Raw genomic sequence first — 24,242 nt, 5'->3', positions numbered from 1 at the left:
GCCGCCCGGCAACCGACTACGCGTGCGCAATCCCCGGACCGACGCCCATCTGCGGCGCTTGGAGCCAGCGCAGGGTCGCAGGCAGCAGCGCCAGAACCACCGTGACGACGGGCGGGATCATGGCGAGCACGGCCCCGATGACTACTCCGATCAGGTACGCACCGGCCTGGTTACCTCCCGTTCCTGCGAGCACGCCGGTGACAACACCGCCGACCACCCCGGCGAGCAGGGTCACCGCACACCCGGCGACAACGAGGATGCGCCCCGCCTGACGTCGGCGGATCATCATGGTCGCGCCGATGGCGAGGAGGGTGATCGGGATCAGATCGAAGATGGCGCTGGCCCAATAGAAGACCGGCAATCGATGAGCCCCGGAAACCGTTCCGAGACTTAGTCCGACGATGCTGGTGATCATGCCGACCACGCCCGCAGCCACCCCCAAGTACGCCAGCACGATGGCGGTGATGGCCGTCCCGCCCGACGGCGCGCCATAGGGGCCCATCGGCCCATAAGCCGCGACATACGGGTCATAGGCGGCGGGCATCCCGGGCGCCGGGTAGCCGGGCATGGGATAGCCGGGTGCCGGATATCCGGATTGCTGCCCGTAAGGGTCATTCGGTTGCATGATCGTCTCCCCCCGCGGCTCAGACCGAGTGCAGTCCTTCGCCGAACAGCGCCGGCAGCGTCGCCCCGTGGACCTGACGCAACTCCGCGAGCGGGATGGAGAACTGTCCTTGCACGCTCACGTCGTCGGCCCCCTGGTCGACGACGCCGATCCGGGTCCACGGCATGGACCGGGCGTCGAGCATTGAACAGAACCGGGACTCTTCGGTGCGCGGAACCGCGACGAGTGCACGGCCGGCCGATTCGGAGAACAACCAGACGAAGGGGTCGGCATCCTCGGGCAGGATGATCCGGCAACCGGTCTCCCCCGCCAGGGCCGCCTCGATGACCGTCTGGATGAGCCCGCCCTCGGACAGGTCGTGTGCCGCAGACACCAGGCCGTCGCGCGAGGCGGCGACGAGGATCTCGCCCAGCAGGCGCTCGGCCTCCAGGTCGACCTGCGGCGGCACACCGCCGAGATGATCGGCGGTGACCTGGGCCCAGATCGAGCCGTCGAACTCGTCGCGGGTCTCACCGAGAAGGATCAGGGTCTCGCCCGGCTCGGTGCCGATCCCGGTCGGGATCCGGCGCCGCACGTCGTCGATCACCCCGAGCACGCCGACGACCGGTGTCGGCAGGATCGGCGTCGAACCGGTCTGGTTGTAGAAACTGACGTTGCCGCCGGTGACCGGGATGCCGAGCTGCGCGCAGCCGTCGGCCAGCCCGCGCACGGCCTGGCTGAACTGCCACATCACCGCGGGGTCCTCGGGGGACCCGAAGTTGAGGCAGTTGGTCACCGCGACCGGCGACGCCCCGGAGACCACGACGTTGCGGTAGGCCTCGGCCAGCGCTAGCTGGGCGCCGCGGTACGGGTCGAGGTAGGTGTAGCGGCCCGACGCGTCGGTGGCGAGTGCGATGCCGCGATGGGTCGACTCGTCGATGCGGATCATGCCGGAATCGGCGTGCTCGGCCAGCACCGTGTTGCCGCGCACGTAGCGGTCGTACTGCTCGGTGATGAACGCACGGCTGCACAGCGCCGGCGAGGCGATCATCGCCAGGGTGGTGTCGCGCAGTTCTTCCGGGGTGGACGGCCGTGGCAGCGAGGCACTGGTGTCGGCGACGACGGCGTCCTGCCACTCCGGCCGGGCCACCGGCCGCTCGTAGACCGGCCCCTGATGGGCGACGGTGCGCGGCGGGACGTCGACGACGGTCTCGCCGTGCCAGTCGATGACCAGGCGGTCGCCATCGGTGACCTCGCCGATCACGGTGGCCAGCACGTCCCAGCGCCGGCACACCTCCATGAACTTCTCGACATTCTCCGGGGAGACGACCGCGCACATGCGCTCCTGCGACTCGCTGGACAGCACCTCGGCCGGGGTCATGCCCTCGGCGCGCATCGGCACCTGCTCCAGCTCAATGTGCATGCCGCCGTCGCCGGCGGCGGCCAATTCCGAAGTGGCGCAAGACAATCCGGCGCCCCCGAGATCCTGGATACCGACGACGAGGTCCTCGCGGTAGAGATCGAGACAGCATTCGATCAGCACCTTCTCGGTGAACGGATCGCCCACCTGGACCGACGGCAGCTTCTTTCGACTCGGGCCGTCCTGGCCGTCGTCATCGAAGGTCTCCGACGCCAGCACCGAGACGCCGCCGATGCCGTCGAGACCGGTGCGGGCGCCGAACAGGATGATCTTGTTGCCCGCCCCGGAGGCGAACGCGAGCTTCAGGTCCTCGGTGCGCAGCACTCCGGCGCACAGCGCGTTGACCAACGGGTTGCCCGCGTAACTGGCGTCGAAGACGGTCTCACCGCCGATGTTGGGCAGGCCCAGCGAGTTGCCGTACCCGCCGATGCCGCGCACCACGCCGTCGACGACCCGCCGGGTGTCCGGGGCGTCGGCCGCACCGAACCGCAACTGGTCCATGACGGCGATCGGCCGCGCGCCCATCGCCATGATGTCGCGCACGATGCCGCCGACGCCGGTGGCCGCGCCCTGGTACGGCTCGACGTAGGACGGGTGGTTGTGCGACTCGACCTTGAAGGTGACCGCCCAGCCGTCCCCGATGTCGACGACGCCGGCGTTCTCGCCGATCCCGGCGAGCATCTTCGAGCGCATCTCGTCGGTGGTGGTCTCGCCGAAGTACCGCAGGTGCACCTTCGACGACTTATAGCTGCAGTGCTCGGACCACATCACCGAGTACATGGCCAGTTCGGCGTCGGTGGGCCGCCGGCCGAGGATCTCGCGGATCCGCGCGTACTCGTCGTCCTTCAGGCCGAGTTCGGTGAAGGGCTGGGGCTGATCGGGGGTCTGCGCGGCATTCGACACGGTGTCGACATGGGGAGTCACGCCCACAAGTCTAGGCGAGCTGGTCGGGTCCGCATGATCCTGCATATTCAGTTACTCGATCCGCCACCATCTGCTTGCCACCGGCCTAGCATTTCTAGGGAGCACTCCCCGTGCGCGGTCACCGGGATCACGCAGGACAACGGTAGGGACGGTGGTTCGATGTCAATGATCGGAAAGGCGGCACTATGCGCGCCGTTGGTAGCCCTGGCCCTTGCCATGGGCGGCGGCCCTGCGTCGGCGGGCGGCTGGCACGACGATGATCCGAGTGGCCACGGATGCGTCCTCAAGAACGGCCAGTCCGGCGTGTACAAGTACCAGCACAGCAAGAACGGTCGGCACCACTTCCACTGTGTGCCGAAGCGCTGAGACGGGAGGAGAAGAGACATGGTGACGACTATCGGACGTAGGACGGCAGCGGTGGCCGCGTTGGCTGCAGCGGCGGCGATCGGGTTCGGGGCGATGGGTGCCGGTGGCGCATCCGCGGAGCCGCGGGTCGGCGCACCGTGCACCGATCAGAATGGCGCTCCTGGTTATTACATCTGGGAGAACCCGGACAAGTCCGCCTTCCACAACAACTTGATCTGCAACATCACCGGCGATGCGCCGAGGGCGAAACCGCGCCCCGATCCCAGCCCGTTCGGGAGCTGACGGCAGATCAGGGGCGGCTCGCGCCAAGGACCGACTCCGCCACCTCCGGGCGGCAGATGATGAGGTCGGGCAGGTAGGTGTCGCGCTGGTTGTAGACCAGCGGCGAGCCGTCGATCCGACTGCACCAGAGGCCCTTCGCCTGGGCGACGACTACCGGCGCGGCCGAGTCCCACTCGAACTGGCCGCCGCCGTGCACGTAGGCGTCGGCCTCGCCGCGCACGACGGCCATGGCCTTGGCGCCGGCCGAACCCACAGGGACCAACTCGGCATCGAGCGCGCTGGCCACCGAGTCGGCGAAGGCCGGGGGCCGCGATCCGCTCACGACCACCCGGGCGCGGTCGGTGCGCGGCGGCGCCAACCCGACAACCGGTGCAACCGGCGCCGGGTCCGATGCGTAGGTGATCCCAAGAGCGGGCAAGGCCACGGCACCAGCGGTCAGATTCCCGTCGCCGGACTCGCCGCGTTCCCACAGCGCCACGTGCACCGCCCAGTCCGCCCGTCCTTCGGTCCCATACTCGCGGGTGCCGTCGACCGGGTCGACGATCCAGACCCGCCGCGCGTCCAGGCGCGCCAGGTCGTCGGTCGACTCCTCGCTCAGCACGGCATCGTCGGGGCGCAGTCGGGCGAACTGCTCCTGCAGGAAGTCGTCGGACCGGCGGTCGCCTACATCGCCCAGGTCCCGTCCAGACAGTCCCGAGTCGGCGCGGACCGAGAGCAGCAGGTCGCCGGCAGCCGTCGCGAGCGCGACGGCCAGCTCGAGATCGGTCAGGTCAGCGTTCAGTTCTGCGCGCACGGCCATGTCACAACCCTAGGTCGCGCAGGATGGCCTCGGCGACGTCGCCGGCCGGCCCGTCGGCGGGTTTCACGACGATCTCCGCATTGAGGGGGCGCTCATAGGGCGAGCTGATGCCGGTGAAGTCGGGAATCTCGCCACTGCGCGCCTTGGCATACAGCCCCTTCGGATCACGGTGCTCGCAATCAGCCAGCGGGGTGTCGACGAAGATCTCGTGGAACTCCAACGCCTGGTCCTGGTGCACCTCGCGGGCGTAGGCACGGTCCGCGGCGAACGGGCTGATCAGCGACACGATCACCACGATCCCCGCGTCGGCGAACAAGGCCGCCACCTGCGCGGTGCGCCGGATGTTCTCGGTGCGGTCGACGGCGGTGAAACCGAGATCCGCATTGAGGCCGTGGCGAAGATTGTCGCCGTCGAGGATGTACGCCGGGCGGCCCTGCGCGACGAGGCGCCGCTCCAGCTCGATCGCCAGCGACGACTTGCCCGAGCCGGACAGGCCGGTCATCCACAGCGTCGCGCCGAGGTCGGCGCGCTGGTCGCGCCCCACCTTCGTGGTCTGCCACACGATGTTCGCGTTGTGCGTGTGCGGACCGGTGATCATGCCCGCCGCGACGGTCCGGTTGGTCGCCTCGTCGACGAGGATGAAGCTGCCGGTCTCCCGGTTGCGGACATAGGGGTCGAACATCATCGGCTCGCGCAGATGCAACCACATCCGGCCGATCTCGTTGAGCGACAACCGATCCGCGTCTTCGTCGCGGTGCAGCGTGTTGACGTCGAGGCGGTAGTTGAGCTCGGACACCTCCGCGCGGGTCGACGAGGTGGCGCCCTGCAGGATGTAGCGCCGGCCCGGTTCGAGGTCGATGTCCTCGGCGAACCAGCACACCAGCGCGTCGAGGTCGCGACCGACGTGCGGCCGGTTGTTCGGCCGCGCCAGCATGTCGCCGCGGACGATGTCGATCTCGTCGGCGAGCTCGGCGGTGACCGCCATCCCGGCGAAGGCCTCGTCGACTTTGCGTCCGCCCGGCGCCCACAGGCTGGTCACCGTCGAAGTGAACCCGCTGGGCAGGACCACCACCTCGTCGCCGACCGAGAAGCGGCCGCCGGCTACGGTTCCCGCGTAGGCCCGGTGGTCGGACCCCTCGCGGTCCTGTGGCCGCACCACGTACTGCACCGGCAGCCGCGCATCGATCAGGTTGCGGTCGCTGGCGATGTACACCTCTTCGAGGTGGTCGAGCAGGGGGCGACCGGTGTACCACCCCATGTTCGCCGACCTGGTGACGACGTTGTCGCCGGCGAGAGCGGAGATGGGGATGAAGGTCAGGTCGGTGACGTTGAGCTTGGCGGCGAAATCGATGAACTCCTCGCGGATCTCGTCGAACCGCGCCTGCGACCACTCGACCAGGTCCATCTTGTTGACGCAGATCGTCAGGTGCGGGATGCCCAGCAGCGAGGAGAGGAAGGCGTGGCGGCGGGTCTGCTCCAACACGCCTTTGCGGGCGTCGATGAGGATGATCGCCAGATCGGCCGTCGATGCCCCGGTGACCATGTTGCGCGTGTACTGCACGTGGCCGGGGGTGTCGGCGATGATGAACTTGCGCCGCGGTGTGGCGAAGTACCGGTAGGCGACGTCGATCGTGATCCCCTGCTCCCGTTCAGCCCGCAGGCCGTCGGTCAGCAGCGCCAGATCGGTGAACTCGGTGCCGCGCTGGGCGCTGGTCCGCTCGATCGCCTCGAGCTGGTCGGTGAAGATACTCTTGGAATCGAAGAGCAGCCGGCCGATGAGCGTCGACTTCCCGTCGTCGACCGAGCCCGCGGTGGCCAGCCGCAACAGTTCGCTGCGGTCGCGATCCTCCCCTGCCATCAGAAGTACCCCTCCTTCTTCCGGTCTTCCATGCCCGCCTCCGAGATGCGGTCATCAGCACGGGTGGCCCCGCGTTCGGTCAGCCGCGTCGCGGAGATCTCCTCGATCACCTTCTCGACGGTGTCGGCGTCGGACTCGACACAGCCGGTACAGGTGGCGTCGCCGACCGTGCGGAAGCGCACCCGCTCGAGGTGGCTGGTCTCGCCCGGGTAGGTCTCCAAAAAGCGCGTCTGCGCCAGCAGCATCCCGTCGCGCGGGACCACCTCGCGTTCATGGGCGTAGTAGATCGACGGCAGTTCGATCTCCTCGGCGGCGATGTACTGCCAGATGTCGAGCTCGGTCCAATTGGAGAGGGGGAAGACGCGGATATGCTCGCCGGGGTGGTGGCGGCCGTTGTAGAGGTGCCAGAGCTCGGGGCGCTGGGCCCGCGGATCCCAGCCGCCCTCGCGGTTGCGGAAGCTGAAGACCCGTTCTTTGGCACGGGCCTTCTCCTCGTCGCGGCGCGCGCCGCCGAACACCGCGTCGAAGCGGTTCTCGGCGATACCGCGCAGCAGGGCGGCCGTCTGCAGCCGGTTGCGGCTGGTGCCCGGCCCGGTCTGCTCGACGACCCGGCCGGCGTCGATGTCGTCCTGGACGCTGCTCACCACCAGGCGTGCCCCGGTCTGCTCGACGAGCCGGTCGCGGAACTCGATGACCTCGTCGAAGTTGTGCCCGGTGTCGACGTGCATCAGGGTGAACGGCGGCGGCGCCGGCCAGAAGGCCTTGCGCGCGATCGCATACATCACCACCGAGTCCTTGCCTCCGGAGAACAGTAGGCCGGGGTTGCGCAACGTTGCCGCGACTTCACGGAAGATGTGCACCGCCTCGGCCTCAAGGGCCTGGAGGTGTGTCAGTTCGTAGCGCGTTTCGCTCACTCTGACGCCTTCTCTTGACATGTCGAATATTCGACACTATGTGTTGACAATATGACAGCGACCGTAGGCGACGATGTTGCCGGACGTCAACCTTCACCGCCGACCCGCCGCGCGGTGGCCGTCGTCGACGCCGTCGTCGACGCGGTCACCCGCGACCCCGAGCGCAAAATCACCCTCGCTGACATTGTGCGCGACACCGGGTTGTCCAGGGCGACGACTCACGCGATCGTCGCCGAACTGGTCGACCTGGGCTGGTTGCGCCGCGACGACGACGGGATCATCACCCTCGGCACCGGCCTGCTCGCCACGGCGACGCGCGTGCTGGGCGCGGACCGGCTGACCACCGCGGCCCGCCCCATCCTGTCCGACCTGGCCGACGCGGTGCGGGCCCCGGTGTTCTTGGCACGGCGGATCGACGACTCCCGCGTCACCGTCGTCGAGTACCTCTGGCCCCAGCGCAGCAGCGCGAAGACCCCGCCCGACCTGCCCGCCGGGCGGCGCATCGCCCTGCGCCCGCCGATCTGTCGGGAGTTCCTCGCCTGGGAACCGCCGGCAGTCCAGGAGGCGTGGATCGAGCTGGCCCCCGACGCCGACCGCGCCCGACTGCGCCTGGTCTTGCCCGCCGTGGCGGAGCGCGGATACTCGATCGAGCGGGTCGCCGACGAGCACCGAGCGGTGATCGACGCGCTGACCACCATGTCGAGCGTCCCGGCGTCGCTGCGCCACCGCGTCGGAGCACTGGTCTCAGAGTTGTCGGTGATCGACTACCTGCCCGGCGAGTTGGTCGGCGAGGTCGGCGCCGTCACCGTGGGGGCCCCGGTGTTCGACGGCGAGCGGGTGATCGCCTCGGTGGTCGCGTGCCCCAACACCACGATGTCCGCCGATGAGTTGGCCCACATCGGCGCGGCCACCGTCGCCGCGGCCGCCCTGCTGAAAGAGTCCCCCTGACGACGCCGAAAGGGAGGATTTCCCTTCGTCAGTCGTCACGGTGGGTTTTCCAGCAGGCCGAAGGTCCCCTGTCTGCCGCGGCCACACGTCGGTAGGATTTTCACTACAAATGTTGGTTAAATTCGCTACCTGCGAAGACTAGGTGAAAGGCGGGCCCATGGCTGCCGATTCGAATGCCCCGGTGATTGATGTTCGCGAGATCCCGAAACCCCAGCGGCATCCGAAAATCTTCGCTCTGTTCGACAGTCTGGGCGCCGGCGAGGCCCTGATCCTGGTCAACGACCACGACCCCCGCCACCTCCACGACGAGTTCGACGTCGAACGCCCGGGCAGCTACTCCTGGGAGTACCTGGTCCGGGAGAAGCGCGACTACCGGATCCGCATCGGCAAGACCACCTCGGCGGCCCTGCCCCGCAAGCTCGGCAACACCACCGACCTGACCCAGGCCCCGACCGATGCCGCCGACGTGGCCTGGAAGCTCGAGCTGCGCGACCGCCACCTCGACTCCAACCTCATCCGCCTGGCCCCCAACGGGAAGATCGACACCCACACCGGCGGGGAGGTCGACGTGCTGATCCACGTCCTGGCCGGATCCGGGACCGTCGGAACCGAGGGCGAGGCCGTCGAGGTCGGCGCCGGCGACCTGCTGTGGCTGCCGCGCTACTCGCAGCGCTCGTTCACCGCCGGACCCGACGGGCTGAGCTACCTGACCGTCCACAACCACCGCGAACCCTCGCTGACCATCGAGCCGTTCAACGCCGATCGGAGGTAATCAGACCCATGACCTATGTCATCGCGCAGCCCTGCGTTGACGTCAAAGACCGCGCCTGCGTGGAGGAATGCCCGGTCGACTGCATCTACGAGGGGTCGCGCAGCCTCTACATCCACCCCGACGAGTGCGTCGACTGCGGCGCGTGTGAACCGGTGTGCCCGGTCGAGGCGATCTTCTACGAGGACGACCTCCCCGACGAGTGGGCCGACTACCAGACCGACAACGCCGACTTCTTCGAGAAGCTGCTGCCCGGCCTGGCCGATCCGCTCGGCTCCCCCGGCGGCGCCGCGAAGACCGGCGTCACCCCGGCCGACGCACCCCTGGTCGCCTCGCTGCCGGCGCAGGAGACGGCCGGCTAGCGCGGATTATCCCGACTTGCTCTTGCTATCGCTGAACAGGACGATCGCGCCGTAAATGGCCAGCGCGATGACGCCGAGCCAGATCAGGCTCTTGATCAGCGGGTAGAGGAACATCAGGGCGATCAGCCCCAAGGCGATGATCGCGAGCGCTTTCCACATATCTCTACTGTGCCCGTTTCGGCGTCCGATTTCACCTGCCCTACCAACCAAGCACTTGCTAGGTTAGGCTTGCGGGCATGAGTGATGCCGTCATCCCACCGCCGCTGCGCCCCGAGGAACTAGGCCCGGACACCTCGCCGGTCGCGTATGACACCGCCCTCGACGGTGCCCTGGCGTACGTGACGCTCAACCGCCCGGACTACCGCAACGCGCAGAACTCGGTGATGACCTACTCCCTCGACGCCGCGTTCCGCCGCGCTGTCGACGACCCGGCGGTGAAGGCCATCGTGCTGCGGGCCAACGGCAAGCACTTCTCCGCCGGCCACGACATCGGCACCCCCGAGCGCGACTTCCACGTCCACTACGACAATGCGGCCACGCTGCACTGGGACCACACCGTCCCCGGGGGCGGTCCGGACACCCCGCTGACCGCCGACCAGCGCCTGGCCCGCGAGATCGAGGTCTACCTGGGGATGTGCCGCCGGTGGCGCGAGATCCCCAAGCCGGTCATCGCCCAGGTCCACGGCGCCTGCATCGCCGGCGGACTGATGCTGGCGTGGATCTGCGACTTCATCGTCGCCGCCGACGACGCGTTCTTCTCCGACCCGGTCGCCCGGATGGGTATCCCCGGCGTCGAGTACTTCGCCCACGCCTTCGTCCTCGGCCCGCGCCGCGCGAAGGAAATCCTGTTCACCGGCGAACGGTTCACCGCCGCGCAGGCCCTCGACTGGGGCATGGTCAACCACGTGGTGCCGCGCGACGAACTCGACGCGAAGGTCGTCTCGATCGCCGAACAGATCGTCGCGATGCCGATGCAGGGGCTGTTCCTGTCGAAGAAGGCCGTGAACATCTGCGAGGACCAGATGGGGATGCGCACCGCGATGGACTCGGTCTTCGGATGGCACCACTACGCCCACAGCGCCAACGCCGAATCCGGCGACTCCCTCGGCGGGATGGACGCAAAGTCGATGAAGGCGGGCAGCGCCGCCGCGGAAAAGAAGGACTGACGACGTGGACCTGCTTTTCGACGACGACGCGCAGGCGTTTCGGGCCGAGGTCCGCTCCTGGCTCGCCGACCACGTGCCGGCGCAGCCGCTCCCCTCGATGGACACCGCCGAGGGATTCGAGGCGCACCGCGCCTGGGAGGCCGAGATGGCGGCCGACGCCATGTCGGTGGTCAGCTGGCCGGTCGAGTACGGCGGGCGCGACGTGCCGCTGCTGCACTGGGTCATCTTCGAAGAGGAGTACTACCGCTCCGGCGCCCCCGGCCGCGTCAGCCAAAACGGCATCTTTCTGTTGGCGCCGACGCTGTTCGAGCACGCCAGCAAGGAACAGCTGGACCGGATCATGCCCCGCATGGCGCGGGCCGACGACATCTGGGGACAGGCGTGGAGCGAGCCAGAGTCCGGCTCCGACCTTGCCTCGCTGCGCTCCACCGCGACGCGCACCGAGGGCGGCTGGTTGCTCAACGGCCAGAAGACGTGGAGCTCGCGCTCTTCCTTCGCCGACTGGGGCTTCGGGCTCTTCCGCTCCGACAAAGCGGCGCAGAAGCACCGTGGCTTGACGTATTTCATGTTCGACCTGCGCGCCCCCGGGGTCACGGTCCGACCGATCGCCCAGCTCGACGGCGAGCCGGGTTTCGCCGAGCTCTTCCTCGAGGACGTCTTCGTGCCTGACGACCCGGCCGACCCGGCGAACTCCGGTGTCATCGGCGAGGTGGACAACGGCTGGAAGGTGGCAATGAGTACCGCGGCCAACGAGCGCGGCCTCTCGCTGCGGTCCCCGGGGCGCTTCCTCGCCACCACCGATCGGCTGCTCGAACTGTGGCGCACGGCCGACGTCCCCGCCACCGCGGCGACCGACAAGGGCGTAGTCGACGCGTGGATCGGCTCGCGCGCCTACGAACTGTCCACCTACGCCACGGTCAGCCGTCTGGCCGCCGGGGGGCAGTTGGGCTTGGAGTCCTCGATCAACAAGGTCTTCTGGTCGCAGTGGGACATCGCCGCGCACGAGACCGCACTGGAGTTGCAGGGCGCCGACGCGGAGCTGGTCGACGCCTGGACCGACGGCTACCTCTTCTCGCTGTCGGGCCCGATCTACGCCGGTACCAACGAGATTCAACGCAACGTCATCGCCGAGCGACTTCTCGGCCTGCCCCGAGGGGACCGCTGAGATGAGATTCCTTCTCGACGACGAGCACGTCGGCCTGGCCGACACGATCGACGGCCTGGCCTCCCGTGCCGACGCCATCGCCGCCAACCGGGCCTGGGCCGACGGTGACACCGCGCCCGGGCTGACCCTGTGGGGTTCGCTGGCCGAATTGGGCGTCACCGGCCTTCTCGTCGCGGAGGAGCACGGCGGGGCCGGGGCCGGAGCCGTCGAGATGGTCGTCGCAGCCGAGGCACTGGGCCGCCACGCGGTGCCCGGCCCGGTCGCCGAGACCCTCGCCGCGGTGCCCGTCGCCCTTCGACAGGCCGGGCGGAGCGCCGAACTCACCGAGGTCGCGTCGGGTACGCCCGCCACCATCACGGCGGGGATCTGGCAGCCGCGCGCCGCCGACCCTACGACGTCGACGGTGTTCACCCTGGTCGACGGCGTGCTGCACGCCGGTACCGCCGATGAACCACTGGCCACGGTCGACCCGTCGCGCACCGTCGCCGAGGTGGCGCCCGCCGACTCCTTGGGCGTCGGCATCGCTCTCGCCGACGTGTTGAACCACGGTGCGCTGGCCACCGCCGCGCAACTCCTCGGCTTGGGCACCGCCATGCTCGACCTCGCCACCGAGTACGCAAAGACCCGCCACCAGTTCGGCCGGGCAATCGGTTCCTTCCAGGCGGTCAAACACCACCTCGCCGATGTGGCGGTCGCACTGGAAATGGCACGGCCTCTCGTTCACGGCGCCGCTCTGGCTCTCGACGGCGCGGTTCCCGACGAGGTCAACGCCGATCGGGAGGTCTCCGCCGCCAAGGTCGCCGCCGCCGATGCCGCCTACCTCTCGGCGCGGCGCAGCCTGCAGGTCCTCGGTGCGATCGGCTACACCGTCGAACACGACCTTTCGCGGTACCTCACCAAAACCCAAGCGCTGCAAAGCGCCTGGGGCACGCCCGCGGCACACCGGGCGCGGATCCTGGACACCCTGCGATGAGTTCCGAGGCAATCTCGGCCGACGACCTGGTCGCCTTGCGCGACTCGGTCGCCGACCTCGTCGCCCGGGGCGGGGGCAGCGAGGCCGTGCGGGCATCGATGTCCTCGACGACGCGCACCGACGCGCCGTTGTGGTCCGGCCTGGTCGAGGTCGGGGCCGCGGCACTGGCGATTCCCGAGGAGGACGGTGGCGTCGGCGCCGGTTGGGGCGCATTGGCCGCCGTCGTCGAGGAGCTCGGCGCCTCGCTGTCGCCGGTCCCGCTGTTCTCCTCGGCCGTCCTCGCCACCGGCGCGCTGCTCGTCGCGGCCGAGCGGGGCGGCCACGGACCCGCCGGACTGCTGGCCGATCTGGCCGCCGGCGAGCGGACCGCCACCTTGTGCCTGGCCGGCGAAACCTCCTGGGAGACACCGGGGGTGACCGCGGACGGCGGGATCCTGTCCGGCACCGCCCACTACGTCACCGATGCCGAGGCGGCCACCGACCTGGTGGTCGTGGCCGGCCCGACCCCACACGCGACCCTGCACGTCATCGCCGCCGACGCACCCGGCGTCGAGGTCGTCCCGGTCGCCACGATGGATCCCACGCGCCCGCTATCGCAGGTGCGGTTCACCGATGCCGCGGCCGAGGCCATCGCCGCCCCCGACGACCTTCTCGCCCGGCTGCGCGATGTGGCGTGGGCCATGCTCGCCGTCGAGCAGGTCGGTGCGGCGTCGGCGGCGCTGCGGCTCACGGTCGACTACACCAAGGCGCGCAAGCAGTTCGGGCGCGTGATCGGGTCGTTCCAAGCGCTGAAGCACCGCATGGCCGACATGTATGCCGACATCGAGACGGGGCGCTCGGTTGCCTACGCCGCGGTCGAGGCCATCGGCACCGGTGAGGGGGCGGAGCTGGCCGCCGCGGCGCACGTGTACTGCTCCGAGGCGTTCACCCGCGTCGTCGCCGAGGCGGTCCAGTTGCACGGCGGCATTGGCATCACCTGGGAACACGACATTCAGCTCTACTTCAAGCGGGCCCATTCCAGCGCGCAATTCTTCGGCCAACCGGTCGACGTCGTCGCCGCCGTGTCGCTCTAGCGCGATCCAGCGACGACTCAGGTGAACGCCTCGCGGACCTGCTCGACGGTGAGCCCGTAGTCGGCGAGATCGTAGCGGTGCTGCGGCTTGCGGTCACCCGTGCGGCTCTCCTCGTCGAGGGCGACCATCGCCGCGCGGGCCTGCTCGGCCGGCTCGGTACCCAACGCCGCATAGACGCGGTCGACCGTGCCGAGCGGGTCGCTGCGCAGGTCGGCGAAGTCGACGTCGACGAACTGGGCCGGGTCGTACTTGGCGCGCGCGGCGGTGAACTCGCGCAACCCCCGCGACCACAGATCCAGCTGATCGCGCCCGACGGTCTCGCCGACGAACGTCGTCGACCACCCCGGGGTGGCGTGTTCGGCCAAGCTGCACATCGAGGCGATGATCGTCTCCGGCGCACGGTGGGTCTGCACCACCAGTGCATCGGGATAGGCCGCCATCAGCGCGTCGAGGGCGAACAGGTGGCTGGGGTTCTTCAACACCCACCGCTTGTCCGGGTCATTGCTGCCGATCAACTGCAGGTTGCGCCGGTGCCGTTGATAGGCCGGCGTCCAGTCCTGGCCCGCCAGCCACGACGAGTACGACGGCACATGGGCCAGCGACTCGTAGGAGATCGACATGACGTCCTGGCGCAACAACTGCCAGCACTCCTCGACCTCGCCGGCGTCCATGTAGTGCAGCCCCATGAACTCGGGGTTCTCGACGTGGTGCTGTGCCAGCCCCGCGTCGATCTGCTGGTAGACCGGGTTGGACTCCCACGTGTCGCGCGGCGGGCGCGGCTGCGGGAACTCGGCCAACCACATCTGGAGGCCCTGGTGCGCCGGGTCGGCCGACAGCAGTCGGTGCAACGCGGTGGTGCCGGTGCGCGGCAGCCCGGTCACAAAGATCGGCCGGGTGACCTCGACATCGGCGTAGCCCGGATTACCCGTCCACGACGCCTCCGACAGCAGCCGCGCGACGAGGGCACCCTTGAGGAAGTAGCGGAACATCTTCGACCCGAGTGGGGTCAGTCCGGCTTCGGCACGATAGGAGTCGAGAAGCACCTGCAGTGCCTCGCGGTACCCGGTGTCCTCGCCAAAATCGCTCAACCCGGTTGCCCGCGTGGCAGATTCGTGCAGGTCGTCGACCGTGCCGACGCTGGTCTTGTCCGCCGTTTCAGTCATGGTATTCCCCGCAGTTCACATCGAGGGTGTGGCCGGTGATGGCGCTGGCCAGGTCCGAGGCCAGAAAGAGCGCCGCCCGGGCGATCTCGTCCGGCTCGGGCAACCGCTTGAGGTCGCTGCGCGACGCGGTCTGTTCGTACACCTGCTCGGGGGTGATGCCGTACTTCTTGGCGACCTCGCCGAAATACCACTTCAGCTGGTCGTCCCAGATGTATCCCGGGGCCACCGAGTTGATCCGAATCCCCTTGTCCCCCAGCTCCGTCGCCAACGTTTGCGACATGGCCAGCAGCGCCGACTTAGTCAGTTTGTAGCTGCCGTAGCGCGGCTCGGAGTGTCGGATCACCATCGAGTTGATGTTGACGATGGACCCCTTCGACGCCTCGAGCGCCTCGGTGAACGCCTTGATCACCCGCAGCGTCCCCAACACAGTCAGGTCGATGCTCGACGCGATCTGCTCGAAGTCGGTGCGCGCCAACGATTTCATCGACGGCATCGCGAAGGCGTTGTTGATTACGACGTCGACGCCGCCGTACTCGGCGACCGCCGTCCGCACGAGGTTGTCGACCTGGTCGTCGTCGGTGATGTCGGTCGGCACCGCCAGCGCCGTGCCGCCCCGGCCATGGATCTCGTCGCGGATCTCGGCCAACCGCGACTCGGTGCGGGCTGCGAGCACGACCGTCGCACCGTGGGCCGCGGACTGCAGACACAGTGCCTTCCCCAGCCCGGGACCCACCCCGGATACGACGACGACCTTGCCCTGCAGCAGTCCGCTCACGCCAACATCCTCCTCGCGAACGCCCGTTGCCGCGCTGCGATCCGCGCCGCCCAGCCGTCCTCGTCGATCGAGTTCGATTCGTAGTACGGGAGTTTCGCCGACACCTCGTCGAAGTCGACGACCTCGGCAACCGGACCGAGTTCGGGGCCGATCGGCTTGTCGGTGCGCTGCCAGCGGAACTGGATGATTCCGCGGCGGCGCCCGGTGGTCTCCACCCAATTCGCGACGCCGGGGTTGCGCGCCGCGATCACCATGCGGATCTTCCCGTCGGGGTCGACCTGGGCCTGCGCCGAGTTGAGGCTGGTCTGGTGGTTCACATAGTCCAGGGAGATGTACCAGAGGCTGCCCAGTTGAAAGCCCTGGTACGGGGCGTCGCTACGCGGCACCGTGACGATCATCGCCTTGTCCGCCGGCAGGTCGAAATGCCCGACGGAGGAGAACTGGGTGGCCAACCCGCCGGGGGTCAGCCGCGGCTCGGTGAAGGTGTTGACCGGCTCGTCGAGGTAGAACCACTGGGGAAAGTTGAACCAGGTGTTGACCCGCGAGGTCAGCATCTTGGCCGCGGTCGTGTAGCGGCGCTTGATGCGTTCCAGACTCGGCTCCGCCGGTGCGGTACCGGCGGTGTCGACGCGCTCGATGGTGACCGATCCGCGCTCCTGGGTATCCCAGTCGGAGTAGACCTCCCGCACGGCCAGCGTCGTCGCCCCCTCGGGCAGCACGAAGTAGCTCTTCTGCGGGTTGTCGACCGCCGGGCCGAAGGTCAGCTCGAAGGACCCGTCCTCGGCGATGGTCAGGCGGCGGTCGTCGAAGGCCGAGTCGCCGTCGGGCACCGAATCCGCGGAGTACTCCCCGCACAGCACCTGGAAGCTGAGATCGGCGGTGTTACCGCGCTTTCCGCGCACGACGTAGGTGGCGTCGGGCTCGACGACGGCGTGGTAGTAGATGGTGTCCGGGTTGTCCAGACCCATCTTGGAGTACGGGCCGGTCGAGGTGACGAAGTACGGGTGGCTGCGGTTGTGCGCCCGCACCAGTTGCAGGATCGCCGAGATGGATCCGGCGAGGTAGTCATACCCCTCGGCGAGATCGGCCTCGGTTTCGGCGAACTCGGCACCGGCGATCAGTCTCTCGGCATCGGCGATGGCCGCCGAGAACGGAGCGGTCGCCAGTTCCTCGTCGCTCACAGCCACGTGTCCCCTCCCGTCCAGGTCAAGAAGTCGTCGAGTGCCTCCTGCGCCGGGGTGACCCGCGGGTGTTCGGTGGACAGGTAGCCGCCGCGGTAGAACAACAGCGGCTTGTCCTGCAGCACCTCGCCCAGGGTGGTCGCCCGGCCGATCACGATGTGGTGGTCACCGCCGTCGACGACGTTCTCGATTTCGCACTCCAACCAGGTGAGGCTGTGCCGGATCACCGGCAGCCCCAACGGGGACGGGTCCCACGCGACCGACTTGAACTTGTCGTCGCCGGGCGCGCCGAACGTGGAGCTGACCTCTTGCTGCCGGTTGGCCAGGACGTTGACGACGAACTTGCCGGACTCCTCGATCACCGGCCAACTGCGCGAGGTCTTCATCGGGCAGAACAGCACGAGCGGCGGGTCCAGCGACAGCGCCGCGAACGACTGGCACGCGAAGCCGACCGGGGCCCCCTCACCGGTGAGTGTCGTGATGACGGTGACACCGGTGCAGAACTGCCCCATCGCCGTGCGGAACTGGCGCGAGTCGAACTCGCTGGAACCGAAGGGCTGGTTGGCCATCGCCGGGTCAGCCCTTGAAACCGATGGAGAAGTCGTGGCCCCACAGGCTGACCGCGGTGGACTCGCGGGCGATCCACTCGTCGTCGTCGACTTGCCTTCCCTCACAACCGAACTCGACGTCGAACCCGCCGGGGGTCTTCATGTAGAAGGACAGCATCAGGTCGTTGACGTGCCGGCCGATCGTGGCCGACTGACGGATCTTTTTCCGCAGCGCCCGGTCGTGGGCCAACCCGACGTCGTCGACGTCGTCGACCTCGACCATGAGGTGCACGATGCCGGTGCCGTTGGAGAACGGCGAGAAGGCGATCGAATGGTGGCGCGAGTTGACGCCGAGGAACCGGAGCCACGCCGGGTCGTCGCCCTCGCCGCGGCCGACGACCTGCGGCGGCAGCTGCATCGAGTCGCGCAGCCGGAAGCCGAGGACGTCGCGGTAGAAGGTGAGGGCCTTCGCGTCGTCCTGGCTGGAGAGGACGACGTGGCCCAGCCCCTGCTCGCCGGTGACGAAGGTCTGGCCGTACGGCGGCACCACGCGGCGGTGCTGCAGCGCGATGCCGTGGAAGGCCTCCAACACGTTGCCGTCGGGGTCGGCAAAGACGATCAGGCCGTCGACGGCGCGTTCGACCCTCTCCTCCTTGGTGCCCTCGCGGAACTCGACGCCGGCGGCGGTGAGCCGGTCGCGGACCTCCTGAAGCCCTTCGGCCGTGGCGCACTCCCAGCCCGAACAGGCCAGGTGGTCACGGTCGGACGGGACGATCACCAACCGGGCCGGAAAGTCGTCCATCCGCAGGTAGAGGGCACCGGGCGTGGTGCCCTTGCCCTCCACCATGCCGAGGACCTTCAACCCGAATTCGCGCCACGCATCCATGTCGGTCGCGTCGATGCGCATGTAGCCGAGGGAGCGAATCGGACTGTCGCTGCTCGTCATTGCCTACCCCTTGTTCGTTGCGTGCGCGTGAGCAATCAGACCATCGTGTCGCCGATGGGGATGCCGAACTCTCCGTTTCCGTATGCCACGTAGGCCCGCTCGGGATCGTTGGCGGCGTGGACGCGGCCGCCGTGGGCATCGCGCCAGAACCGCTGGATCGGCGAGTCGAGGTTGAGGGCACCGGCACCGGAGTTCTCGAACAGCATGTCGATGGCGGCGATGGCGCGGCCGGTGGCGCGCACCTGGTCGCGGCGGGCCGCGAGCCGCAGCTCCATCGGCACCGTCTCACCGGCGAGGATGCAATCGTACTCGTCCTGCAGGTTGCCCGAGAGCTGGCGCCACGCGGCGTCGATCTCACTGGCGGCCTGGGCGATGCGGACCTTGGCGAACGGGTCGTCCTTGCTCTTCTCGCCGGCATAGGCGGCGCGCACGCGCTTGCCCTGGTGCTCGACGTGGGCGGCGTAGGCGCCGTAGGCCATGCCGACGATCGGCGTGGAGATGGTGCTCGGGTGGATGGTGCCCCACGGCATCTTGTAGACCGGCGCGGTGTTGCGCTCGAGTCCCGGGCTCTCGTTCTTGCTCATGGTGCCCATCGACAGGACGCGGTGGCGCGGGACGAAGACGTCCTTGACCTCCAGGGTGTTGGAGCCGGTGCCCTTGAGGCCGACGACGTTCCAGACGTCCTTGATGTTGTAGTCCGAGCGCGGGATCAAGTAGCTGACGAAGTCGACCGGTCGACCGTCCTTGATGACCGGGCCGCCGACGAAGGTCCAGTCGGCCAGCTCGCAGCCGGAGGAGAAGGCCCAGTTGCCGTTGACCTTGTAGCCGCCCTCGACGACCTCGCCCATGCCCATCGGCGCGTACGACGACGAGATGCGGACGTTGGGGTCGTCGCCCCACACGTCCTCCTGTGCCTGCTGGTCGAAGAGCGAGAGGTGCCAGTTGTGCACGCCGATGATGCCGGCGACCCATCCGGTGGAACCGCAGGCGGTGGCGATGCGGCGCACCGCCTCGTAGAAGGTGACCGGATCGGTCTGGTAGCCGCCCCACTGCTCGGCCTGCAACAGCTTGAAGAATCCGGCGTCCTGCAGAGCCTGCGCACTCTCGTCGGAGACCCGGCGCGCGTCCTCGGTCTGCTGCGCGCGCTGGGCAAAGTCCGGCAACAACGCATCAATGTTGTCGAGGACCTGCTGCGCCTGTTCGCTGCGCTGATTCGTGTTAGCTGCCATCTACCTCTCCTGCCTGTGAGTGGCGGGTCGATACGAGCACCGCCTCGCCACGAAGCGTACGAGGTAAGACTAGAACACGTTCTTATTTCTGTCGAGAACGGGGCCAAACGTCCTGTTTGCTGCTGTAATCGTTGTAAGCGAGGAGCACTATCCGGCACACTTTTGTAACGTGTTCTAGTATTGAAGCAAGGACGCCGCAGCCCGACAGAGGAGTGAGCTATGACCCCCGCACAAGATTCCGCGGTGCGTGAGATCGACACCGGGGAGGTGCCGACCCGATTCGCGCGCGGTTGGCACTGCCTCGGCTTGATCGACGAGTTCAACGACGGCAAGCCGCATTCGGTCGAGGTCTTCGGCACCAAGCTGGTGGCCTGGACCGACACCCAGGGCGAGCTCAAGGTGCTCGACGCCTACTGCCGCCACATGGGCGGCGACCTGTCCCAGGGCGTGCTGCGCGGCGACAACGTCGCCTGCCCGTTCCACGGCTGGCAGTGGAACGGCAAGGGTCGCTGCGCGACGGTCCCCTACGCCAAGCGCAACCCGAAGCTGGCCAAGACCCGTACCTGGCCGACGATGGTCCGCAACGGCCAGGCCTTCATCTACAACGACCCGGAAGGCAACCCGCCACCGGAGAATTGCTACATCCCCGAGCTCGAGGAGCTCGGGACCGATCAGTGGACCGGCTGGACCTGGAACCGGATCGTCATCGAGGGATCCAACTGCCGCGAGATCATCGACAACGTCGTCGACATGGCGCACTTCTTCTACGTGCACTATGCGCTGCCGGACTACTTCAAGAACGTCTTCGAGGGCCAGACCGCCGCACAGTACATGAACAGCCACGGCCGCCCCGACGTCGCGATCACCTCGGCCTACGGCGACACCCGGCTGGAGTCGATCGCCGCCTACTACGGGCCGTCCTACATGCTGAACCCGATGGTCCAGTACTACGGCGGCTACGCGGTGGAGACCATCCTCACCAACTGCCACTATCCCATCGACGAGAACTCCTTCGTGCTCATGTTCGGCGTCATGGCCAAGATCCCCGACGGGCTCTCGCCGGAGCAGGCCGACAAGATGGCCAAGAAGATCAGCGCCGGCATCGAGGTGGGCTTCCTCCAAGACGTCGAGATCTGGAAGCACAAGACCCGAATCGACAACCCGCTCCTCGTCGAAGAAGACGGACCCGTCTACCAGCTGCGCCGCTGGTACGAACAGTTCTACGTCGACGTCGACGATGTGACCGAGGAGATGACCCAGCGCTTCGAGTACGAGATCGACACGACCAAGGCCGTGGAGAACTGGAACATCGAGGTGCAGGAGAACCTCAAGCGCCAAGCCGAGGAGGCGAAGGCTGAGGAGGCGGCCAAGGCGCAGGAGGCCGACGCGGGGGCGAGCGTCTGATGACGCGCGCGGCGCACAAACCGGCACGGGGTTGGGCGAAAGCGCCCGACTACCACGACGATCCCGTGCGCCGCGCCGCCATCGAAGAAGCGACCGCCCGCGACCGCCAGCACTACCTGCGCAACGGTCTCACCGAGATCGAATGCCGGGCCTGCCACGCCTGCGTCTTCGTGAAGAAGACCAGCCCGCACCAGACGAGTGTGCAGTGGACGGCCGCGGCGCGTGAGACCTGTCCCGCCTTCGACGAGGTTCGCGCCGATGGCGGCAACCCCGCGATGCTGCCGGGCTGCCCCCGGTTGACCGCCTCGATCGACCACGGCGTCGCCGAGGGCATCATCCCCCGCGAAGGACCCGAGGTCGATCCCGACGGCTATTGGTGAGGCCGCACTCGGAGTACCGACTCAGTCGATATCGCCCACCGTCGTGACGACGGTGACGCTGCCCCCGGTCCCCGGATCCGGGTTGGGGATGACCTGCTCGGGATCGACGAGGAAGACCTCGTGGCCGTCGAGGGAGAGTCGGCGGATCACCTCCAGAATCATCCGCCGCGCCACGTCGTCGATGGCGTGGACGTGCGAGAGGTCGATGGCGATGCGGCGCTCCTTCGGCGCACCGTAAGAGACCCTGCGCACCACGTGCTCGGCCTCGGCGAACCGCAGCCCACCCTGGATGACATACAGGCGCAGGTCGTCGGCGATGCGCCGGTCCTTGCGGATCACCGTCGTCGACGACGAGGGGACGTCCATCATGTGCATGCCCGTGTCGTCGGAGAACCGTTCGAAAAGCCGAATGCCGCGGACGCTGTTGCCGTGGCGGTCCAGGCGCGGCGAGAAGGTGGCGATGCCGACCTGGCCGGGCAGGGCGCCGATCAGCCCGCCGGCGACCCCGCTCTTGGCCGGGATCCCCACCTGCGTCACCCAGTCCCCGGCGGAGTCGTACATGCCGCAGGTGGTCATCACACTGAGGACCTGTCGGACCACCGCCTCAGACACCACGCGTTCCCCGGTCACCGGTTGGATGCCGCGGTTGGCCAGGGTCGCCGCCATCAGCGCCAGGTCAACGGTGGTCACCAGCAGCGAGCACTGCCGGGTGTAGCCCCCGACGACGGCGGTCGGGTCCTCGTCGAGCACGTCATAGGCGCGCAGCAGATAGGCGATCGACGTGTTCCGGAACGCGGTGTCCATCTCCGACGCGAAGACCGCCTCGTCGACCTGTAGCCGCCGTCCGGCAAAGGCGCTCAACCCGTCGACGATACGGTCGAAACGCCCCTTCGCATCGATCCCCGCCGGACCCGCGAGGCTGTGCGTCGCGATGGCGCCGGCGTTGATCATCGGGTTGAGCGGACGCCCCCCGCCGTCGAGGGAGACCTTGTTGAACGCCTCCCCGGACGGCTCGACCCCCACCTTCGCCAGGACCGGCTCGAACCCGCGGTCGGCCAGCGCCAGCGCATAGACGAACGGCTTGGAGATCGACTGGATGGTGAACTCGTCGGAACAATCGCCGACCGCGTACACCTCGCCGTCGAGGGTCGCCATCGCCGCGGCCAGGCGGTTCGGGTTGGCGGTGGCGAGCTCGGGGATGTAGTCGGCGGGAGCCCCGGTCTCGTCGGACTCCACCGAGCCGAGCACCTCGGCGAGATAGTCGGGAATCGGTGATCGCACGAGTGGCCTCCGGTTGTTGGTGTTCCTACGGCACCCATCATCACCCACGGCAGCAATCGGTGAGGTGTTTGCCGATCAGTGCCGTGGTAACTAGTCGTCGACGGCGAGGCCGCGCGCGATGTCGTCGACGGTGAGTAGTTGCACGCCGATCAACTCCAGATCAGCCAGTCGTTCCGGCGTGGGCTGCGATGTCGCGTCGACGGCGAGGACCGCTCGGTAGTCGCGCTCGGTCGCGTCGAAGAGCGTGGCCCGCGGACAGTTCGGCAGGTTGCACCCGGCGACGACGACGGTGCTCACGCCGCGGCCGCGCAGCAGGTCGTCGAGCTGCGTGCGGTGGAAGGCCGACCAGCGTGGCTTGTAGAGGAGGAACTCGTCCGGCCCCACACTCTGGGGCTCGCCGGAACGAAGCAGTTCCCAGTCGGGGTCGGCGTCGACAAGGCGGGCAGGAACCTTCGCGCCCACGGATCCCGGCTGGACCGCCGAACTTCCCGCTTCGATACCGGCCCGACGAACGGTGTCGACGTCGCTCTCCCCCGGGACGTAGGAACGGACGATGTGGACGACAGGGCGCCGCGCGGCGCGGAACGCTTCGATGAGGCGGGCCATCGTCTCGATCCGCTCGGCGGTGCCGGGAATCGCCGTCGGCCCGTCGACAAAATCATTCTGGACGTCGATCATCACCAGAGCCGAGTTCGGCCACTGGGGGCTGAGGTAGTCGCTCACGACTCCCAGCTTCCCATATCGTCAACCTCAGTTGACGACTGATTCCGCTTCAGGGCACCCTGGAGGTATGAGAACTGCGGTAGGCAACGACGACGGCGAGACGCCGATCGAGGAGCTCAGCCGAATCGCCCTCATGCGACGCGATGTGGCCCGCGCCGAGGAGGTGGCCGTTCGGCGCGCGCGACTGGCCGGATTGTCCTGGGCGGAGATCGGCACACTGCTCGGCTTCTCCAAGCAAGCGATGCACAAAAAGTACCGCAGGGTCGGCTGAGCTTCGCCCGCTCGGCGGTGTTTCGCTCCCGCTCGACGACTAGCCGTAACGCCGAATCGTCTTGATCCGGGGCATCGTGTTCAACGGCTGAAACTTGATCGGTCGGCCGTTGGGGCCGCCGGCATGGAAGACCTGGCCGCCACCCGCGTAGATACCGATGTGGCTGGCGTTGCGGTAGAACACGATGACGTCGCCGGGTGCGAGCGCCGCGAGCGGGATCGCCTTGCCGAACCGCGCCTGCTGCTGGCTCACGCGGGGAATGCGAACCCCCACGGTGGCGAACGCCCACTGGAGCAGACCCGAGCAGTCCCAGGCGTTGGGGCCGGTACCGCCCCATTTGTAGGGTTTGCCAACCTGCGTGATGGCCGCGGTCAGCGCACCCATGCCGGCCGGCGTGGAGACCGGCAGGAAGATGTCCACCGATCCCGACGATCCTGACGAGCCGCCGGAGGAGGAACCCGAGGACCCGGCGGTCAGGTGCAGATTCGGCGCGACGATTGATCCCGCCGCCACGGCGGCCACGATCGCCGGTGCCGCCACCCAGCGCCCGACCGGCAGGCGCCGGCGCGGACTGCGCGCGAATGGTTGTTTCGGAGTCATGCACTCCAGCGTGAGGGAGGTTCCACCGTTTGCGACCAGCGGTTTTCGAGGCGCAACCGCATTGTGACTGGTGTGATACCTGAGGCCAATGTGCTCAACGGCGGTGCTTGTGTGGAGC

Annotated in this window: 27 protein-coding genes; 12 read left to right on the top strand and 15 right to left on the bottom strand. The window is 68.2% G+C overall.

The window, feature by feature from the left end; translation table 11 throughout:
• Positions 1-16 precede the first annotated feature (16 nt).
• A complete protein-coding gene (locus nbrcactino_RS04405; protein WP_161926263.1) occupies positions 17-625 on the bottom strand; it encodes a hypothetical protein in 609 nt (202 codons plus the stop codon).
• 19 nt (positions 626-644) lie between these two features.
• A complete protein-coding gene (gene purL / locus nbrcactino_RS04400; protein WP_228460671.1) occupies positions 645-2,948 on the bottom strand; it encodes a phosphoribosylformylglycinamidine synthase subunit PurL in 2,304 nt (767 codons plus the stop codon).
• A 159-nt stretch (positions 2,949-3,107) separates the two neighbouring features.
• Here purL and nbrcactino_RS04395 point away from each other — a divergent pair, with 159 nt between their 5' ends.
• On the top strand, positions 3,108-3,314 hold the full coding sequence (locus tag nbrcactino_RS04395) for a hypothetical protein (protein ID WP_161926261.1): 207 nt from the start codon (positions 3,108-3,110) through the stop codon (positions 3,312-3,314).
• 18 nt (positions 3,315-3,332) lie between these two features.
• Positions 3,333-3,596 (top strand): hypothetical protein, encoded by a 264-nt coding sequence (locus nbrcactino_RS04390; protein ID WP_161926260.1) that lies wholly within the window; start codon positions 3,333-3,335, stop codon positions 3,594-3,596.
• Positions 3,597-3,603: 7 nt separating this feature from the next.
• On the opposite strand, the gene nbrcactino_RS04385 is transcribed toward nbrcactino_RS04390, so the two are convergent.
• Genes nbrcactino_RS04385 through cysD form a run of 3 tightly spaced genes read right to left on the bottom strand, consistent with a single transcriptional unit; the run spans position 3,604 to position 7,188 of the window.
• Positions 3,604-4,395, bottom strand: a complete 792-nt coding sequence (locus tag nbrcactino_RS04385; RefSeq protein WP_186343301.1) for a 3'(2'),5'-bisphosphate nucleotidase CysQ — start codon at positions 4,393-4,395, stop codon at positions 3,604-3,606.
• 1 nt (position 4,396) lies between these two features.
• Positions 4,397-6,253 carry an adenylyl-sulfate kinase gene (gene cysC / locus nbrcactino_RS04380; protein ID WP_161926259.1) on the bottom strand — a complete coding sequence of 619 codons (1,857 nt, stop codon included), beginning with the start codon at positions 6,251-6,253 and terminating at the stop codon, positions 4,397-4,399.
• Positions 6,253-7,188 carry a sulfate adenylyltransferase subunit CysD gene (gene cysD / locus nbrcactino_RS04375; protein ID WP_161926258.1) on the bottom strand — a complete coding sequence of 312 codons (936 nt, stop codon included), beginning with the start codon at positions 7,186-7,188 and terminating at the stop codon, positions 6,253-6,255. The genes cysC and cysD overlap by 1 nt, the downstream gene beginning before the upstream one ends.
• Positions 7,189-7,218: 30 nt before the next feature.
• On the opposite strand from cysD, the gene nbrcactino_RS04370 reads away from it, so the two are divergent.
• The 3 genes from nbrcactino_RS04370 to fdxA all read left to right on the top strand — a co-directional run bounded on the left by nbrcactino_RS04370 (position 7,219) and on the right by fdxA (position 9,246).
• Positions 7,219-8,115, top strand: coding sequence for a helix-turn-helix domain-containing protein (locus nbrcactino_RS04370; RefSeq protein WP_161926257.1), 897 nt, complete (start codon positions 7,219-7,221; stop codon positions 8,113-8,115).
• A 157-nt stretch (positions 8,116-8,272) separates the two neighbouring features.
• On the top strand, positions 8,273-8,887 hold the full coding sequence (locus tag nbrcactino_RS04365) for a DUF2249 domain-containing protein (RefSeq protein ID WP_161926256.1): 615 nt from the start codon (positions 8,273-8,275) through the stop codon (positions 8,885-8,887).
• A gap of 8 nt (positions 8,888-8,895) precedes the next feature.
• The gene (gene fdxA / locus nbrcactino_RS04360; RefSeq protein ID WP_161926255.1) at positions 8,896-9,246 is read left to right on the top strand and encodes a ferredoxin; all 351 of its coding nucleotides are present in this window, start codon (positions 8,896-8,898) and stop codon (positions 9,244-9,246) included.
• Positions 9,247-9,252: 6 nt separating this feature from the next.
• Here fdxA and nbrcactino_RS04355 read toward each other — a convergent pair whose 3' ends face one another.
• Positions 9,253-9,405, bottom strand: coding sequence for a hypothetical protein (locus tag nbrcactino_RS04355; RefSeq protein WP_186343300.1), 153 nt, complete (start codon positions 9,403-9,405; stop codon positions 9,253-9,255).
• Positions 9,406-9,482: 77 nt separating this feature from the next.
• Here nbrcactino_RS04355 and nbrcactino_RS04350 point away from each other — a divergent pair, with 77 nt between their 5' ends.
• The 4 genes from nbrcactino_RS04350 to nbrcactino_RS04335 are packed head-to-tail and all read left to right on the top strand — an operon-like array spanning position 9,483 to position 13,623.
• Positions 9,483-10,412, top strand: a complete 930-nt coding sequence (locus nbrcactino_RS04350) for an enoyl-CoA hydratase (RefSeq protein ID WP_161926253.1) — start codon at positions 9,483-9,485, stop codon at positions 10,410-10,412.
• 4 nt (positions 10,413-10,416) lie between these two features.
• Entirely contained in the window at positions 10,417-11,577 is a 1,161-nt protein-coding gene (locus tag nbrcactino_RS04345) for an acyl-CoA dehydrogenase family protein (protein ID WP_161926252.1), read from the top strand.
• Position 11,578: 1 nt separating this feature from the next.
• Positions 11,579-12,550 carry an acyl-CoA dehydrogenase family protein gene (locus nbrcactino_RS04340; RefSeq protein WP_161926251.1) on the top strand — a complete coding sequence of 324 codons (972 nt, stop codon included), beginning with the start codon at positions 11,579-11,581 and terminating at the stop codon, positions 12,548-12,550.
• Positions 12,547-13,623: an acyl-CoA dehydrogenase family protein gene (locus nbrcactino_RS04335; protein WP_161926250.1), complete on the top strand. Its 1,077-nt coding sequence runs from the start codon at positions 12,547-12,549 to the stop codon at positions 13,621-13,623. The genes nbrcactino_RS04340 and nbrcactino_RS04335 overlap by 4 nt, the downstream gene beginning before the upstream one ends.
• A 17-nt stretch (positions 13,624-13,640) precedes the next feature.
• Here nbrcactino_RS04335 and nbrcactino_RS04330 read toward each other — a convergent pair whose 3' ends face one another.
• From nbrcactino_RS04330 to hsaA, 6 genes are read right to left on the bottom strand one after another with little or no spacing between them, the layout of a single operon-like run.
• Entirely contained in the window at positions 13,641-14,786 is a 1,146-nt protein-coding gene (locus nbrcactino_RS04330; protein ID WP_161926249.1) for a sulfotransferase family protein, read from the bottom strand.
• A complete protein-coding gene (locus tag nbrcactino_RS04325) occupies positions 14,779-15,561 on the bottom strand; it encodes an SDR family oxidoreductase (RefSeq protein WP_161926248.1) in 783 nt (260 codons plus the stop codon). The genes nbrcactino_RS04330 and nbrcactino_RS04325 overlap by 8 nt, the downstream gene beginning before the upstream one ends.
• The gene (locus nbrcactino_RS04320) at positions 15,558-16,748 is read right to left on the bottom strand and encodes a hypothetical protein (RefSeq protein ID WP_161926247.1); all 1,191 of its coding nucleotides are present in this window, start codon (positions 16,746-16,748) and stop codon (positions 15,558-15,560) included. The genes nbrcactino_RS04325 and nbrcactino_RS04320 overlap by 4 nt, the downstream gene beginning before the upstream one ends.
• Positions 16,739-17,311, bottom strand: a complete 573-nt coding sequence (gene hsaB / locus nbrcactino_RS04315) for a 3-hydroxy-9,10-secoandrosta-1,3,5(10)-triene-9,17-dione monooxygenase reductase subunit (RefSeq protein ID WP_161926246.1) — start codon at positions 17,309-17,311, stop codon at positions 16,739-16,741. The genes nbrcactino_RS04320 and hsaB overlap by 10 nt, the downstream gene beginning before the upstream one ends.
• Positions 17,312-17,318: 7 nt before the next feature.
• Positions 17,319-18,236 (bottom strand): iron-dependent extradiol dioxygenase HsaC, encoded by a 918-nt coding sequence (hsaC, locus tag nbrcactino_RS04310; RefSeq protein ID WP_161926245.1) that lies wholly within the window; start codon positions 18,234-18,236, stop codon positions 17,319-17,321.
• 35 nt (positions 18,237-18,271) lie between these two features.
• A complete protein-coding gene (gene hsaA, locus nbrcactino_RS04305) occupies positions 18,272-19,465 on the bottom strand; it encodes a 3-hydroxy-9,10-secoandrosta-1,3,5(10)-triene-9,17-dione monooxygenase oxygenase subunit (protein WP_161926244.1) in 1,194 nt (397 codons plus the stop codon).
• Positions 19,466-19,684: 219 nt separating this feature from the next.
• Here hsaA and nbrcactino_RS04300 point away from each other — a divergent pair, with 219 nt between their 5' ends.
• Entirely contained in the window at positions 19,685-20,869 is a 1,185-nt protein-coding gene (locus nbrcactino_RS04300) for a 3-ketosteroid-9-alpha-monooxygenase, oxygenase component (RefSeq protein ID WP_161926243.1), read from the top strand.
• The gene (locus nbrcactino_RS04295) at positions 20,869-21,249 is read left to right on the top strand and encodes a hypothetical protein (protein ID WP_161926242.1); all 381 of its coding nucleotides are present in this window, start codon (positions 20,869-20,871) and stop codon (positions 21,247-21,249) included. The genes nbrcactino_RS04300 and nbrcactino_RS04295 overlap by 1 nt, the downstream gene beginning before the upstream one ends.
• 21 nt (positions 21,250-21,270) lie before the next feature.
• Here nbrcactino_RS04295 and nbrcactino_RS04290 read toward each other — a convergent pair whose 3' ends face one another.
• Together nbrcactino_RS04290 and nbrcactino_RS04285 are read right to left on the bottom strand one after the other, a co-directional pair.
• Entirely contained in the window at positions 21,271-22,530 is a 1,260-nt protein-coding gene (locus nbrcactino_RS04290) for a glutaminase (RefSeq protein WP_161926241.1), read from the bottom strand.
• A 90-nt stretch (positions 22,531-22,620) separates the two neighbouring features.
• On the bottom strand, positions 22,621-23,253 hold the full coding sequence (locus nbrcactino_RS04285; protein WP_161926240.1) for a cysteine hydrolase family protein: 633 nt from the start codon (positions 23,251-23,253) through the stop codon (positions 22,621-22,623).
• A 67-nt stretch (positions 23,254-23,320) separates the two neighbouring features.
• On the opposite strand from nbrcactino_RS04285, the gene nbrcactino_RS04280 reads away from it, so the two are divergent.
• Positions 23,321-23,524, top strand: a complete 204-nt coding sequence (locus nbrcactino_RS04280; RefSeq protein WP_161926239.1) for a hypothetical protein — start codon at positions 23,321-23,323, stop codon at positions 23,522-23,524.
• Positions 23,525-23,563: 39 nt separating this feature from the next.
• Here the strand turns inward: nbrcactino_RS04280 and nbrcactino_RS04275 are convergent, their stop codons facing one another.
• On the bottom strand, positions 23,564-24,124 hold the full coding sequence (locus nbrcactino_RS04275; RefSeq protein ID WP_161926238.1) for an NlpC/P60 family protein: 561 nt from the start codon (positions 24,122-24,124) through the stop codon (positions 23,564-23,566).
• Between the last annotated feature and the right edge of the window lie 118 nt (positions 24,125-24,242).

The organism is Gordonia crocea (assembly GCF_009932435.1).
GTDB lineage: Bacteria > Actinomycetota > Actinomycetes > Mycobacteriales > Mycobacteriaceae > Gordonia > Gordonia crocea.
Note: the sequence above shows the minus strand (reverse complement) of the source record. Positions and strands in the feature narration are given on the sequence as shown.